Source organism: Stenotrophomonas sp. 28608_Sma, from assembly GCF_056486185.1.
On record NZ_CM151308.1, the window covers coordinates 3198921 to 3213570 of the forward strand.

At 65.7% G+C, this 14650-nt stretch carries 13 protein-coding genes; 4 read left to right on the forward strand and 9 right to left on the reverse strand.

Features of this window, described 5'->3' with window-relative positions:
- Positions 1-19: 19 nt before the first annotated feature.
- The 4 genes from ACZLHH_RS15225 to ligA all read right to left on the reverse strand — a co-directional run bounded on the left by ACZLHH_RS15225 (position 20) and on the right by ligA (position 4850).
- The gene (locus ACZLHH_RS15225) at positions 20-748 is read right to left on the reverse strand and encodes a DUF3011 domain-containing protein (RefSeq protein WP_032127686.1); all 729 of its coding nucleotides are present in this window, start codon (positions 746-748) and stop codon (positions 20-22) included.
- A gap of 142 nt (positions 749-890) precedes the next feature.
- The gene (gene epmA, locus ACZLHH_RS15230; protein WP_180845296.1) at positions 891-1847 is read right to left on the reverse strand and encodes an EF-P lysine aminoacylase EpmA; all 957 of its coding nucleotides are present in this window, start codon (positions 1845-1847) and stop codon (positions 891-893) included.
- Complete coding sequence (locus ACZLHH_RS15235) at positions 1844-2329, reverse strand: GNAT family N-acetyltransferase (RefSeq protein WP_032127684.1); 486 nt, start codon at positions 2327-2329, stop codon at positions 1844-1846. Before ACZLHH_RS15235 ends, epmA begins: the two co-directional genes overlap by 4 nt.
- Positions 2330-2378: 49 nt before the next feature.
- On the reverse strand, positions 2379-4850 hold the full coding sequence (gene ligA / locus ACZLHH_RS15240) for an NAD-dependent DNA ligase LigA (protein ID WP_180845301.1): 2472 nt from the start codon (positions 4848-4850) through the stop codon (positions 2379-2381).
- Positions 4851-5188: 338 nt separating this feature from the next.
- Between ligA and ACZLHH_RS15245 the strand changes: the two genes are divergently transcribed.
- Entirely contained in the window at positions 5189-6313 is a 1125-nt protein-coding gene (locus ACZLHH_RS15245) for a pyridoxal phosphate-dependent aminotransferase (RefSeq protein ID WP_180845297.1), read from the forward strand.
- A gap of 118 nt (positions 6314-6431) precedes the next feature.
- Here the strand turns inward: ACZLHH_RS15245 and zipA are convergent, their stop codons facing one another.
- Positions 6432-7169: a cell division protein ZipA gene (zipA, locus tag ACZLHH_RS15250; RefSeq protein WP_071227468.1), complete on the reverse strand. Its 738-nt coding sequence runs from the start codon at positions 7167-7169 to the stop codon at positions 6432-6434.
- A gap of 46 nt (positions 7170-7215) precedes the next feature.
- A complete protein-coding gene (gene smc / locus ACZLHH_RS15255) occupies positions 7216-10719 on the reverse strand; it encodes a chromosome segregation protein SMC (RefSeq protein WP_180845298.1) in 3504 nt (1167 codons plus the stop codon).
- A 311-nt stretch (positions 10720-11030) separates the two neighbouring features.
- On the opposite strand from smc, the gene ACZLHH_RS15260 reads away from it, so the two are divergent.
- From ACZLHH_RS15260 to ACZLHH_RS15270, 3 genes are all read left to right on the forward strand, one after another.
- A complete protein-coding gene (locus ACZLHH_RS15260; protein ID WP_180845299.1) occupies positions 11031-11618 on the forward strand; it encodes a DUF1963 domain-containing protein in 588 nt (195 codons plus the stop codon).
- A 9-nt stretch (positions 11619-11627) separates the two neighbouring features.
- The gene (locus ACZLHH_RS15265) at positions 11628-12062 is read left to right on the forward strand and encodes a hypothetical protein (protein WP_180845300.1); all 435 of its coding nucleotides are present in this window, start codon (positions 11628-11630) and stop codon (positions 12060-12062) included.
- A gap of 264 nt (positions 12063-12326) precedes the next feature.
- Positions 12327-13289, forward strand: coding sequence for an IS110 family transposase (locus ACZLHH_RS15270; RefSeq protein ID WP_107314971.1), 963 nt, complete (start codon positions 12327-12329; stop codon positions 13287-13289).
- A 107-nt stretch (positions 13290-13396) separates the two neighbouring features.
- On the opposite strand, the gene rplI is transcribed toward ACZLHH_RS15270, so the two are convergent.
- The 3 genes from rplI to rpsF form a co-directional block, all read right to left on the reverse strand.
- A complete protein-coding gene (gene rplI / locus ACZLHH_RS15275) occupies positions 13397-13846 on the reverse strand; it encodes a 50S ribosomal protein L9 (RefSeq protein ID WP_005410227.1) in 450 nt (149 codons plus the stop codon).
- A 104-nt stretch (positions 13847-13950) separates the two neighbouring features.
- Positions 13951-14181 carry a 30S ribosomal protein S18 gene (rpsR, locus tag ACZLHH_RS15280; protein ID WP_002804494.1) on the reverse strand — a complete coding sequence of 77 codons (231 nt, stop codon included), beginning with the start codon at positions 14179-14181 and terminating at the stop codon, positions 13951-13953.
- Positions 14182-14192: 11 nt separating this feature from the next.
- Positions 14193-14630: a 30S ribosomal protein S6 gene (gene rpsF / locus ACZLHH_RS15285; RefSeq protein WP_005410228.1), complete on the reverse strand. Its 438-nt coding sequence runs from the start codon at positions 14628-14630 to the stop codon at positions 14193-14195.
- Positions 14631-14650 lie beyond the last annotated feature (20 nt).

Sequence of the window (14650 nt, forward strand, 5' to 3'; positions counted from 1 at the left end):
GGTTGGAGCCTGCCCGGGCTCAATTCACCGAGAATTCGGCGCGGCAGCCGCCGTCCACCCAGATCCCGTTGCGGTTCCAGCCCCAGGTGTTGCCTTCCTCGCACGGTGTGCTGGACAACTGCTCGGTAACGACCGCGCCGACCGAAATGCTCGCCCCACAGAAGCGGCGCTTCTTCGACTTCGACTCGCAGGTCAGGCGGCGTGGCACGTCGACAAAACGGCCGTCCTCGTCAGCCACTTCGAAATCGCCCTGGCAACCACGGCTGGTCCAGACTTCATTGCGCTTGTAGCCCCAGCCCTGCCCTTCGCGGCACGGCAGCACCGACAGCTGGCGCAGCAGGCGCACCGGCGCCCCGTCCAGGCGCACCGGGCAACTCTGCGGGCGGCCATTGGATTCGCAGCGCACCACACGGCGGACCAGGCGCTTGCCTTCCGTTGCCGCAGGCGCTGCACCTTCCGCACGACGCGCACGGAACTCTGCGCGGCAGCCAAGGGTGACCCACACGCCACTGCGGTCGGTGCCCCATTCGCTGCCACGGATGCAACTGTTGCTGGACAACTGGCGCACAAGGTCGATGCCATTGCTGACGTCGATATCGCAATGCACCCAGCCCATGTCGCGCGATTCGCAGGTCACCACTTCGCCGTCATAGCCCGCCTGCTGGGCCGACGCCGATGACGGCAGCCAGGCACCCCAGAGCGCGATGGAGTACACCGGTGCAGCGACAACCGCAAACCACTTGACCAAAGCCTTCCCCAGCAGGAATGGATGAACTGCGTGCCAGTGTCCGGCATCTGCCGTGATAAGAGCATCATCCTGCTTACCGAAGCAAGCGTGGAAACGCGGAATTCCGTTCAGTCTTCGATGTTCAGGAACGTGCGCACCGCGCTCACGCGTGGGCGAAGTCGTAGGCCAGCACATCGGCGATACGCGGCGTGCGGCTCATCGCCATCAACAATCGATCGACACCCACCGCCACGCCAGCGCAGGTAGGCATCGACGGCAACGCCGACAGCAGCGCCTCATCCACGGACGGTTGCACCTGGCCCCGCTCATGGCGGCGCTGCAGGTCACGCTGGAATCGCGCACGCTGTTCGTGCGCGTCATTCAGTTCGTGATAGCCGTTGGCCAGTTCCACGGCCCCCAGATAAAGCTCGAAACGCTCGGCCAGCGGCGGCGTGCCGGCTCGAATGCGCGCCAGTGCGGCCTGGCTGGCAGGCCAATCATGGACCACGGTCATCACCGCGTCATCGAAATGCGGCTGGATATGATGGGTCATCAGCAGATCCAACCAGTCATCGCGGGTCAGCCCGACCGGGTCGATATGTACCTCGCCCAGCGCGCCACGCAACGCGGCCTCATCGGCATCGAACGGATCCACACCCACGTACTGCTGGAACAGCTCGCGGTAACTGAGCACACGCAGCGTCGCACTGCGCCCGACCAGGGCCAGCGCCTGGCCAACCAGCTCGGCGGTTTCCTGCACCAAGCGATGGTGGTCCCAACCGACCCGGTACCACTCCAGCATGGTGAATTCCGGATTGTGGCGGCCGCCCGCCTCGCCGTTGCGGAACACCCGGCCCAGTTCGTAACAGTCACCCACGCCCGCCGCCAGCAGGCGCTTGAGCGGATACTCCGGCGAGGTGCGCAGCCAGCGGCGGCGGCCACCGGCATCGACATGGCCGGTGAAATCGGTATGGAAGCTGTCGATGTTGGGCTCGGTGTTGCCGGCCACCGACAGGATCGGCGTCTCCACCTCCAGCACATCTCGATCGGCGAAGAAGCGGCGCACCAGCGCGTTGAGCGCGGCACGCTGCTGCAGCGCGCGCAGCAGGGCCTCGCTCACAGGATGCCCTCCGGGCGCGGATGATCCAGCGGCAGGGTCAGCAGATCGCGGGTGTCATCGATGTAGCCACTGGCCAGGTACAGGCGCCGGGCCAGTTCGTTGTGGTGGTTCACTTCCAGCCGCAGGCGGCTGACGCCACGCCCGCGAGCGCGCTGTTCGCAGATGGCCAGCGCCTGCTTGCCGCGGCCGCGGCCGCGCGCGCGGTGGCTCAGGTACAGCTCGTCCAGCAGCATGAAGTGGCCGCCCTGCTCCAGGCTGAAACCCATCGCGATCACTGCGTAGCCCACCACCTCGGCGGCCTCGTCCAGCCACAGCAGCACCTCGCCATTGCGCGGATCGGCCAGCAGCGCGTCCACGCCGCGACGCACGCGCGCGTCGTCGAAGTCGATCTTGTCTTCGGCATAGAACTCGCGCATCAACGCGATCAACAGTTCTTCGTCGGCACGGGTGGCCAGGCGGAAATCCAGCGGAGCGGTCTGCATCGGTGTTCCTTTGTGTTTCATGCCGGGCGCCAGGCACCCGGCGGGGTCATCATTCGTGTTCGGCGAGGTAGGCCAGCAGGCGGTCTTCGTCCCATACCGGCACGCCCAGCGACTGCGCCTTGTCCAGCTTGGAGCCGGCCTCGGTACCGGCCACCACGAAGCTGGTCTTCTTCGACACGCTGCCGGAGACCTTGGCACCCAGCGCTTCCAGGCGTTCCTTGGCGGCATCGCGGGTGAGCTGGGCCAGGGTGCCGGTGAGCACCACGGTCTGCCCATCCAGCGGGCCGGCCACGATCTCGGCCAGCGCCGGCGCCTTGGCCAGGATCTCCCGCATCGCGTTCTCGGCGGCCAACAGCATCGCACCGTGGCCATCAGCGTCCAGCCATTCGGCCAGACCGCGCGCGGTGTCATCGGGCAGACCGGCGTTGACGAACTGGCCATGCTCGGCGTCGAGCACCGCCTGTGCGCCGGGAAGCGCAGCCACCAGCTTTTCGGCGCGCAGACGGGTGATGCCGGGGATCTCCGACTCGACCAGCAACTGCGCCAGATCCAGCCCTTCGCGCAGCTTGGCACTGGGCGCATGCACGTCGCTGATGCGCACCTGGCCGACCTGCAGCAGGTCATCGATGGCCTGCTGGTTGCCCTGCTGCTCGAAGAAGTGGCCAAGCGAACGCGCCACTTCGCCACCGATGTCCGGCACACGCTTGAACAGCGGCCACGGCAGGTGACGGATCAGCTCCAGGTCACCGAACCACTGCGCCAGCGACTTGGCGGTACTTTCGCCCACATGCTCGATGCCGAGCGCGAACAGCAGGCGCTCCAGCGTGGCCGCACGACTGGCGTCGATCGCCGCGATCAGGTTGTCGGCCCACTTGGTGGCGATCTTCTTCGTGTTCCATTCGAAGCTGGCCGGCTGCGCCAGCGCCTGCGCGCGCCAGCCCGGATCGTTGCCGTCCAGCTTGAGCACCGCATTGAGCACCGCACCACTGCCCTCGGCGGGAAGGTGCAGCTTCAGCGCCGCTGCCAGCGCCGACGGCTCCTCGGCGTCCAGCACCAGCTTCAGGTGCAGCAGCGTATCGCGGCTGAGCCGGTACAGGTCGGCCACGCTCTTGACGATGCCCGCGTCGACCAGGGTTTCGATGTACTTGTCGCCGAGACCGTCGATGTCCATGGCACGGCGCGAAGCGAAATGGGCAATGGCTTCCTTGCGCTGCGCCGGGCAGGACAGTTCGCCCGAGCAGCGCCATGCGGCAGCACCTTCCTCGCGCACGATTTCCGAGCCGCACACCGGGCAGCGCGTCGGCATCTGCCACGGCGTGGTGCCCGGCGGGCGGCGATCAAGGATGACGCTGACCACTTCCGGAATCACATCACCGGCGCGGCGCACAATCACGCTGTCACCCACGCGCACATCCAGGCGTGCGATCTGGTCGGCGTTGTGCAACGTGGCGTTGGACACGATCACGCCGGCCACCGCCACCGGTGCCAGCCGCGCGACCGGTGTGGCAGCACCGGTGCGGCCGATCTGGATCTCGATCGCCTCTACCTTAGTGCTCTGTTCCTGCGCGGGGAACTTGTGCGCGATGGCCCAGCGCGGCGCACGCGAAACGAAGCCCATGGCCTGCTGGCCGGCGCGGTCATCCAGCTTGTAGACCACGCCATCGATATCGAACGGCAGGCCATCGCGGCGCTCACCGATATCGCGGTAGTAGCCGAGCAGGCCGTCGGTGCCTTCCACCACCTTGCACAACTCGCTGACCGGGAAGCCCCAGGCACCGAGCTGGGCCAGTGTGCCCGAATGGGTGTCCGGCAGCTCGCCGCCCTGCACTTCGCCGGTGCCGTAGGCGAAGAAACTCAGCCTGCGCTGCGCACTGATCTTCGGGTCGAGCTGGCGCAGCGAACCGGCCGCCGCGTTGCGCGGGTTGGCCAGCACCTTGCCGCCCTGCAGGCGCGCACGTTCGTTGTAGGACTCGAAGTCGGCGCGGGCCATGTAGACCTCGCCACGCACCTCCAGCACATCCGGCCAGTCCTTGCCGTGCAGCCGCTTGGGAATATCACCGATCTCGCGCAGGTTGGCGGTAACGTCCTCGCCGGTACTGCCATCGCCGCGGGTCGCGCCGAGTACGAAATGACCGTCCTCGTAGCGCAGGCTGATCGCCAGGCCGTCCATCTTCGGCTCGGCCGAGAATCGCAGGCTGCGACGGCCCAGGCGCTCGTCGATGCGGCGTACGAAATCCGCCACTTCCTCGTCACTGAAGGCATTGGACAGCGACAGCATCGGCACAGCGTGGCGCACTTCCGGGAAGCGGCCGGACGGGCGCGCACCGACCTGCTGGGTCGGGCTGTCGGCACGGGCCAGCTCCGGATGCTCGCGCTCCAGCGCTTCCAGCTCGCGCACCATCCGGTCGTAGTCGACGTCGGGGATCTCCGGCGCGTCCAGCTCATGGTAGGCGCGGTTGGCCTGGGCGATCTGCCGGCGAAGGTCTTCGGCGCGTTCGGCGGGGCTGGGGCTCATCGGGATCCGGTGGTTCTGGGATGGCCGGGGATTCTACCGCGCCCGACCGTCAGGCCCTGTAACGCTCCCGCCTTTGTAGCGTCGAGCTTGCTCGTCTGGTGCTCCCTCGCTCTGGCAGGTGCCAACCACTCCCCCACCCTGGTACGTGCCAACCACTCCCCAGCTCTGGTACGTGCCAACCACCCTCCCGCTCTGGTAGGTGCCAACCACTCCCCAGCTCTGGTAGGTGCCAACCTTGGTTGGCACATTTACAGTCGAACATGGTTCGACTCCGCAGAAGAGCAGCTTGCCGCCCACGCCCACCGGCGCTAGCGTGCGACGGTCTTCCCTTCGGAATCCCGCCCGTGACCCTGCCCGCTTCCCGTCGACGCTTCCTGCAACTGGCCGGTGCTGGCCTCGCCGTCGCCGGCACCGGGCTGCCGCAGCTCGGCCATGCCCAACCCGCGACAGCCGCCGCCCCAGCCCCTGCCGAAGGCGCCGTACTACTGAACTTCAACGAATGCCCGTACGGCCCCTCGCCCGCCGCCCAGCAGGCGGCGCGCGACAGCATCGCCAGCTGCGGCCGCTACCGCTTCGCTCTGGCGGCACAGGTTCGCGATGCCTTCATCGAACAGGCGCGCATCCCGGCTGATCACGTGCGGCTGTATCCGGGTTCCAGCGAGCCGCTGAACCGCGCCGCCGTGCTATGGACCGGCCCGCAGGCGGGGCTGGTAGTGGCCGACCCGACCTTCGAGACGCTGGGCGAGGTCGCCGCCGCACACGGTGCACACGTGCAGAAAGTGCCGCTGCGCGAGGACGGTGCACACGACCTGCGTGCGATGGTCGCCGCCGCACACGCGCGCCCGACCGGCCTGCTGTATGTGTGCAACCCGAACAACCCGACCGGCTCGATCAGCCCGCCGGATGAGCTCGCCTGGCTGCTGGCCCACAAGCCTGCGTCCACCCGCGTACTGGTCGACGAGGCCTACCTGCAGTACAGCGAGCAGCCCAGCCTGATCGCGCAGGCGGCGCAGCGCGATGACCTGATCGTGCTGCGCACGTTCTCCAAGCTGTACGGCATGGCCGGCCTGCGCCTGGGCGTAGCGGCCGCGCATCCCGACCGCCTGCGCGAACTGGCCAGCCTGGGCGACAACCCGCTACCCGTGCCAGCACTGGCCGCGGCACTGGCCAGCCTGCAGGATCCTCAGTTGATCGCGCAGCGGCGCCTGCAGAATGCCAAGGTGCGGCAGGCCACCGTCGCGTGGCTGGGCAAGCGTGGTTTCAGCTGCGTGCCGTCGGAAGCGAACTGCTTCGTGGTGGATGTGCAGCGCGACGGTGCCGCCTTTGCCAAGGCGATGGCAGACAACGGCGTGATCATCGGCCGCAGCTGGCCGATCTGGCCACAGCGCGTGCGCGTGACCGTCGGCACCGAGGACGAGATGGCCGCGTTCCGCCATGCGTTCGCGAAGGTGGCCGGCGTACCGGCCTGACCCTGTTGGTGGGGGCGAACCTTGGTTCGCCCCATCCACGCATGGCGTGGATCTACTGTTGTGGGTGCCGACCGTTGAGGTTGGTGTGTGCCGACCATTGGTCGGCACACCATGGCGCTTACCAGCGCGGGGTCTTGGTCAGCGGCGGCGCCTGGTGCTGGCGATCATAGGCACGCAGTTCGTCACGGATGTGCGCGATGCGCTGCCGGCCGAGAGCGTTGCGGCTGTCGTCCAGCACCACGCCGTCGAGCAGCTCGGCCATGCGCTGTACGGTGGGCAGCATCTTCTCCCAGGCATCCAGCGCGGTCAGCGGTGCCGGCAGGGTCAGGAAGAAGGCGATGGCCGGGGTCTCCATGGCGCGGATGTTGGCCATGTCGAAGCTGCCCGGCTTCATGATGCTGGCCATCGAGAAGATCGGGCCGCGCTCGGGGTGGCCTTCCACCAGGCGGTGGAACACGTTCATGTGGCCGAACACCAGGCCAGTCTTCTCAGCCGCCACCACGATGTCTTCGCCACGCAGCTGCTCGCCGGCCCGGGCAGCCACGAACAAGGAGACGATCTTGTCGAAATCCTGGGTGGCGCGCTTGCCGAGATCACTGGCGCCCGGGTCGGTTTCGCCCAGACCAAGTTCGGCCTGCTCGCCTTCCGTGCCCATGCCCGGTTCGACGCGGCCATCGGCCAGGGCGACGCCGTCTTCGCCCAGTACCGGTTCGCGGCGCTCGCCGCTGGTCGGTTCCGCGCCTTCCACGCGGCGCCCCTGGGGCTTCTTTTTCGGACGGCCAAACAGGAAGATCGCGGCGATCAACAGCAGGCCGGCGGCCAGGATGCCGATGCGCAACAGTGCCGTGTCGGACATTCGATAGGTTCTCCGGCTAGTTCATTCAGGTAACTAGGATGGCACGTCAGGCCGCGCCCGCCAATCGCGCGGCTTCTTCCAGGTCCACGCTGACCAGGCGGCTGACGCCCGGCTCGCGCATGGTCACGCCCGACAGCTGGTGCGCGGCCTCCATCGTCGCTTTGTTGTGGCTGACGAACAGGAACTGCACCTTTTCGCTCATCTCCTTGACCATGTTGGCCAGGCGGCCGACGTTGGCTTCGTCCAGCGGCGCGTCCACCTCGTCCAGCAGGCAGAACGGCGCGGGGTTGAGCTGGAAGATGGCGAACACCAGCGCCACCGCGGTCATCGCCTTCTCGCCGCCGGACAGCAGCGAGATGCTGGACACGCGCTTGCCCGGCGGGCGCGCCATGATGGTCACGCCGGTGTCGAGCAGGTCTTCACCGGTCAGTTCCAGGTAGGCGTGGCCACCACCGAACAGGCGCGGATACAGCGCCTGCACGCCGGCGTTGACGCGATCGAAGGTGTCCTTGAAGCGGCCGCGGGTCTCGCGGTCGATCTTGCGGATGGCATCTTCCAGGGTTTCCAGCGCCGTGGTCAGGTCGGCGTGCTGCGAATCCAGGTAGTCCGAGCGCTGCGAGGCCTCGCCATACTCGTGAATCGCAGCCAGGTTGACCGGCTCCAGCCGGCGCATGCGGCCATCAATCTGGTGCACGGCCTGCTCCCAGTCGCCCAGGCGGGCATCCTCGGGCAGTGCGTTGAGTACGTCCTGCAGCACGAACCCGGCCTTCTCCACCGCGCCCTGCAGGGTATCCGCACTGAGCACCAGCGCCTGCTGGTCCAGCTTGCGCTGCGAAATACGCTCGCGCTGGGCCAGCGCCTGTTCGTCACGCTGGTGACGGGTCTGCTCGTAATTGCGCAGCTCGGCGTCGATGCCGTCCAGCAGCGTGCGCGCCTCGGTCAGCACGCGATCGGCCCGCACACGCTCTTCCAGTGCGTTCTGGTGCTCGGCCTGCAGCGACTCGACCGGCGAATCACCTTCGTCCAGCTGCGAATGCAGTTCGCCCAGTCGCGAATCCAGCTGCCCGCGCTGGGTGCCCATGCGTTCCAGCGCCTGGCTCAGTGAAGCCAGCTGCGCACGCTGCGATTCCAGGGTCAGGGCCAGCGAATGCGAGCGCTCACGCACCGCACGTGCAGCATCGCGTGCCAGGTCGCGGGCCTCGGTCAGCTGGCGGCGCTCGCCCTCCAGCCCCTGCCGGGTCGATTCAAGGTCACCCATGCTGCTGACCGCGTTTTCCAACCGCGAGCGCGCTTCACGCGCCTGCTCGTTATTGGCTTCCAGCGTTTCCTGCAGCTGCTTCAGTTCGCCTTCGATGCGGTCGATGCGCGTGCGCGCCGCCTCCACCTTGCCCTGCTGCCCCTGCAATTGGCCAGCCAGTTCAGAGACCGCACGATGGGCCTGGTACAGCGCACGCTGTGCGTCTTCGCGGTGCTGCTCGGCGGCCTGCAGTTGCTCACGGAAACCGCTCAGCTGTTCTTCCAGCTCGGCTTCGCGATCCTGCAGTTGCTCGATCTGCTCGCGCAGCTCGTTGATCTCACGTTCGCGCAGCAGCGCGCCCTGCTGGGCCGCACCAGAGCGCGATACACGCAGCCAGCCCTGGCCCAGGCGTTCGCCGCTCTGGGTGATGATCGAATCGCCTTCCGGAAGGTTGGCCTGCAGGGCCTTCGCCTCGGACAGGTCCTTGGCACCATGCAGGTGCGCAAGCAGGCGACGGATCGCGGCCGGGCCACGCACGCGGGCCGCCAGCGAAGTCGGTGCAGCCTTGACGTCGGCACCCGCGCTGGCAACCAGCGCAATGTGGCCATCGCCGAGTTCGCCGAGGGCATCAACCAGGCTGCCCGGGTCATCGACCAGCACGCCTTCGATTAACTGGCCAAGCGCGCTTTCCACCGCATTTTCCCAGCCGGCATCGACGTCCAGACGTTCGCCGACACGCGCCGCCGAATCCAGCCCGCGCGCCTTCAGCCACGCCACGGCAGCACCCTGCTCCTGGCCCAGCGCAGCCTGCTGCAGGGTTTCCAGCGAAGCCAGGCGACCGCGCAGGCCGTTGGCCTGCTTGCGCAGTTCGGCCAGTTCGTTCTGGCCATTGCGCTGCTGTTCCTGCACTTCCGCCACGCCCTGCTTGCGCAGCTCGACGTCTTCGCTCAATTCATCCAGCGCGGTCTTCTGCGTGTCGTGCTGCAGGTGCAGCTGCTCGAAAGCTTCTTCCAGCGCGTCCACGTCCAGCCCGGCGCGCTCAGCGGCCAGGGCCTCGCGACGGCGGTCGGCATCGAGGATCTGCTTGTCCAGGTAGTCCACGCGCGTGCGCTCGACATCTCCGGCGCGCGAGGCCTCCGAACTCTGCGAAGTGTGCTGTTCCCAGCGCTGCTGCCAGCTGGCCAGCCGGTCTTCGGCCTCGCGCAGGCTTTCCTGCTTTATCTCGTTTTCTTCCTGCAGCTCCTCCAGCTGCGGGGTGGCGGCCTCGACCGCTTCGCGCAGCACCATCAGCTTGGCCTCGTCGCCGCTGATGTGCTGGCCCAGTTCGGCCAGTGCCTGGCGGGTCTCGTCGCGCGCCTTGTGCAGGCGCTGCGACAGCTCGCGCTGGTGCTGGATCTGCTGTTCCAGGCGCGCCAGCGTGCTGCCGACCTGGTAGACCGCAGCCTGCGCGGTGTTCAGCGCATCGGCGGCCTCTTCGCGTCGAACGCGCGAGGTCTCGATGCGGGCCTCGGCGTCACGCTGGTCGGCGATCAGCTGCTGCAGCTTCGTCTCTTCCTGCGACAGCCCTTCGCGCAGCTTGGACAGGCGACCGTCCAACCCGCGGAACTCCAGGGCCTTCCACTCGGCATCCTTGACCCGGCGCTCTTCCTGCAGGGCCTGGTACTGCTCGGCCTGCTTGGCCTGGCGCTTGAGGTGCTCGAGCTGCTTGCTGATCTCGTCGCGCAGGTCGCCCAGCCGGTCCAGGTTCTCGCGGGTGTGGCGGATGCGGGTCTCGGTCTCCTTGCGGCGCTCCTTGTACTTGGAGATGCCGGCCGCCTCTTCCAGGTACACGCGCAGGTCTTCCGGGCGCGCCTCGATGATCTGGCTGATCATGCCCTGCTCGATGATCGAGTAGCTGCGCGGGCCCAGGCCGGTGCCGAGGAACAGGTCGGTGATGTCGCGGCGACGGCACTTGGTGCCGTTGAGGTAATAGTTGCTGGTGCCGTCGCGGCTGACCGTGCGCTTGACCGAGATTTCGTTGAACGAGGCGTACTCGCCGGAGATCGTGTGGTCCGAATTATCGAAGATCAGCTCGACGGTGGCCTGCGAGACCGGCTTGCGGGCATTGGAACCGGAGAAGATCACGTCGGTCAGCGAGTCGCCGCGCAGGCGGCTGGCCGAGCTCTCGCCCATGACCCAGCGCACGGCGTCGATGATGTTCGACTTGCCGCAGCCATTGGGCCCCACCACGCCGGTCATGTTGGTCGGCAGGTGCAGGGTGGTCGGATCGACGAACGACTTGAAGCCGGACAGCTTGATCGTGGAAAGACGCATGGCGTGATTGGGTTCCAACAGGCGCCTTGGGGGCGTCCGTATTGTGGATGTCAGGTCAGCCAGCACCTCAAGCCATTGATTTCAAAAGAATTCAATGAAGCCAAGGGTGACACAATGGAATGAGTATAACGGCGCGAATGTTCCACGGGCGGGATGACCGGCGCGGAGCGCGCTTGAAATGGGTCCAGATGTCGCTTTGCGCCCCGCGCGACGGATTTCCAGGTCGCCGATCAAATCGCAAGCCATTGATATTAATTGTTTTATTAACCACACCGCCGCCCTGCACATCTGAAGCCGTGCAGGATGGAGGGATGCATCGACCGCTTTCCTTTAGCCCCGCCGACGACGCGACGGCCGCTCCCGTGCTCGGCGGGACCACTTGGCTGGATGCCCGCACCCCTTGGCCAACCAGCATCCATGGACACGCACTGCTTCATCTGGCCAGCTTTCCGGGCGCATTCATTCGAAGCCACGTCGCCGGACTGGATATCGCGCCCGAGCTGATCATTTCGGTCTTTACGCCGTACCTCACCTCGGGCAAGCAGAGATTCGAAGAAGCCATGGACCAAGGCGGTCGCGTGATTGCTCATTGTCCCGGGCATGCACCAAGAGCTTCTCCCTGCGAGCCAATTGGGCCGCTCCGCATTTGCGCTGGGGCGGCGACGGCTGAGGGTGAAGCACCTCATGGAAGTTCAAAGATTGGTGGGCGGCCACACTGGCTACAGGATGACGAATCGGAGGATCTGGCGTTCGTCCTTCAGTTCGACGCATTCGATCTTGATACGGCAGCGCCGACGCATCGAGGAATCCTGATCGGCGGGATGGGCTACTTGTTGCTTGATCGCAACATTCCCTCACCTTCGATGGATTGCGGTCGATTCGTAATCCAGACCACTTGAGAGCTGCCCATGCAGATACAGATCAGCGGCCATTACGGCGATCCTCCGTCAGGCGCTCTTTTTGCCCCACTCCAGAGACAGCTGAACATCTGCTTCGATCGTCATGTGACGGGGAACTATCTTCGATCCATCACCAAATTCGGAGTCGTTCTTCGGGTCTCCGGGGCGATTGTGGCATTCGAACCGAGTGGACCAGACCGCTTGAAGCTGTTCCTAAAAAAGCAGCTATTGACCATGGATATGGTCTACGCCTGCCAGCCCTGGAAAACCATCGACAGAAGCGCCCTCGTGCCCGTTGTATCAGCAGACATGGCGACCTGTATCAGCATGATGATCGAACGGGCGCGTCGCGCCGGAGAACTGCTCCAGCACGAGCAGCTGCGGACAGATGCTGCCAGTGCACTCGCGGAGTTTGAGCGCCACTTCCTGGGTGAGGCCGTCTAGCAGGAAGTGATGCAGGGCGAAGAGCAAGTCGAGCATGGCTTGTATGTTCCTCCCGGCTCCTACGCGGTATGTAGGAGCCAGGGTGGAGGGACCGTCAAGCATGCATCTGCGGATACTAGCCGACAGACGAGTCGAGCGATCCCCATCCCGCACACGAACGTCGATAAAGGATCGTACGGCCCCCAAAGGGGATCGTCGATGTAGGCAAGCTAACGTCGGTGCGGTACCACCCCAGCCCCTTAAAGATAGCTGGGAGCCGTACAAATGTCTGATTCTCTCGATATTGGCGTGGACGTGGACTCCAAGGAGTTCGTACCGGCAGTGGCCGACCGCAAGGCCGGCGACAGGATCGCCAACACCCGGGCCGGCATAGCCCAGTGGCTCAACACCTTGCCCCAGCGATGCCGGATTGGCATGGAGGCGACGGGGCGGTACTACGAGTTGTTGGCTCGGATGGCTGGCCAGGCAGGCCACGTTGTCTATGTGATCAATCCACGTCTGATCAAGCACTACGGCCGGGCGACGGGCTCGCGTGGCAAGACGGACGCCATGGACGCCGAAGCGATCGCCCGATACGTGAAGAAGGAGAACGATCGCCTGCGTGAATACGTACCGCGTACCGATGAGCAGCAGCAGATGCACGATTTGCTGCGCAAGCGGCAGACGCTGGTAAAGACACGCGCGCGCCTGGAGCAATCCTTCGGGGTAAGCAAAAGTGCCCCCGGGGAGCTGTCAGATCTGTTCTGCGCTCTGGCTGGGACGCTGTCCGAGCTGGAAAGCGAACTGCAGCGCTTGGGTCGCGATGGAGAGCATGGCGCGCTCTACAAGCGCCTGTTGACCATCCCTGGTATCGGCCCTGCCGTCGCCGCTCACCTGATTTACTACATGACGCGCTGGCCGTTGGCCAACGCCAACGCGTGGATCGCCTGCACCGGCCTGGATCCCCGGCCTAACGAGTCTGGCGGCAGAACGGGACGGCGTCGGCTGTCCAAACAGGGCGCGCCAGTGCTGCGCCAGATGCTCTACATGGCCGCCATGGGGCTCAAGCGGTGTCGTCGGGGGCAACCGCTCTACGACGAGCTGTCAAAACGCGGTCACCCCAGCACCGCCGTCTTCAACATCCTGGCCAGAAAGCTGGCCAGGATCGCCTGGGGTGTCTTCAAAAGCGGCCGGGACTTCGATCCGGCGATGCTGAAGGTGGGTCAAGCCTGCTTCCAGCAGGCTTGACCACGAACATAGGATCTCGACTCTACATGTCCCGCGCTCGCCCAAAACAAAACGGGCACCCTTGCGGGCGCCCGTTCTGCGGTGATTCCAGGCCTTGCGGCGTGGGATCAGGCTTCGGCGACGACGACGACCTTGACGGTGGTCTCGACGTCGGCGTGCAGGTGGACCAGCACGTCGTATTCGCCGATGTTGCGGAAGGCGCCTTCGCCCAGGATGACTTCGCTCTTTTCCAGCGGCAGGCCGGCGGCGGTGAAGGCCTCGGCGATGTCGCGCGGGCCAACCGAGCCGTACAGCTTGCCTTCGGTCGAAGCGTTGGCGGCGATGGTCACGCTCGCGCCTTCCAGCTTGGCCTTGCGGCCTTCGGCGTCAGCGTGGATGGCCTGGGCCTTGGCTTCGTATTCGGCGCGCTTGGCTTCGAACTCGGCCTTGTTGCTCTCGGTGGCCGGCACGGCCTTGCCCTGCGGCACGAGGAAGTTACGGCCGTAGCCCGGCTTCACGTCGACCAGGTCGCCCAGGTTGCCGAGGTTGGTGACTTTCTGCAGGAGGATCAGCTGCATGGTATTGCTCCAGATAAGTTATTCGTTAGCGAGGCGATGCCCCGCAACAAAGGCTGTCCGAATAGCTGGCACAGCGGGGGCGGCGCCGGGCCGCCCCGCTGGCATCAGACGTCGTGGTTGTCGGTGTACGGGATCAGGGCCAGGAAGCGAGCGCGCTTGACGGCGGTCGCCAGCTGGCGCTGGTACTTCGACTTGGTACCGGTGACGCGGCTCGGCACGATCTTGCCGTTCTCGGTCAGGTACTGGCGCAGGGTGTTGAGATCCTTGTAGTCGATCTCCTTCACACCTTCAGCAGTGAACTTGCAGAACTTGCGGCGACGGAAGAACTTGGACATGGGAAGGCTCCTTAGGCGGCGGAAGCGGCGTCGTCGCCGGCTTCGTTGTCAGCGGTGTTGTTGGACTCGCCTTCTTCGTCGTCACGACGACGGCGCTCACCGCGCTCCGGCTTGTCACCCTTCTCGTCCTTGCTCTTCATGATCAGCGACTGCTCGGTGTCAGCCTCGTCACGCTTGATGACCAGGTTGCGCAGCACGGCGTCGTTGAAGCGGAAGCTTTCGGTCAGTTCGTTCAGAACGGCCTGGTCGGCTTCGATGTTCATCAGCACGTAGTGGGCCTTCACCAGGTTCTGGATCGGGTACGCCAGCTGGCGGCGGCCCCAGTCTTCCAGACGGTGGATGGTGCCGTTGCCGTTCTCGACCAGCGACTTGTAGCGCTCGATCATGGCCGGGACCTGCTCGCTCTGGTCCGGGTGGACCATGAACACGATTTCGTAATGACGACTCATGTTTTTTTCTACCTTTCGGA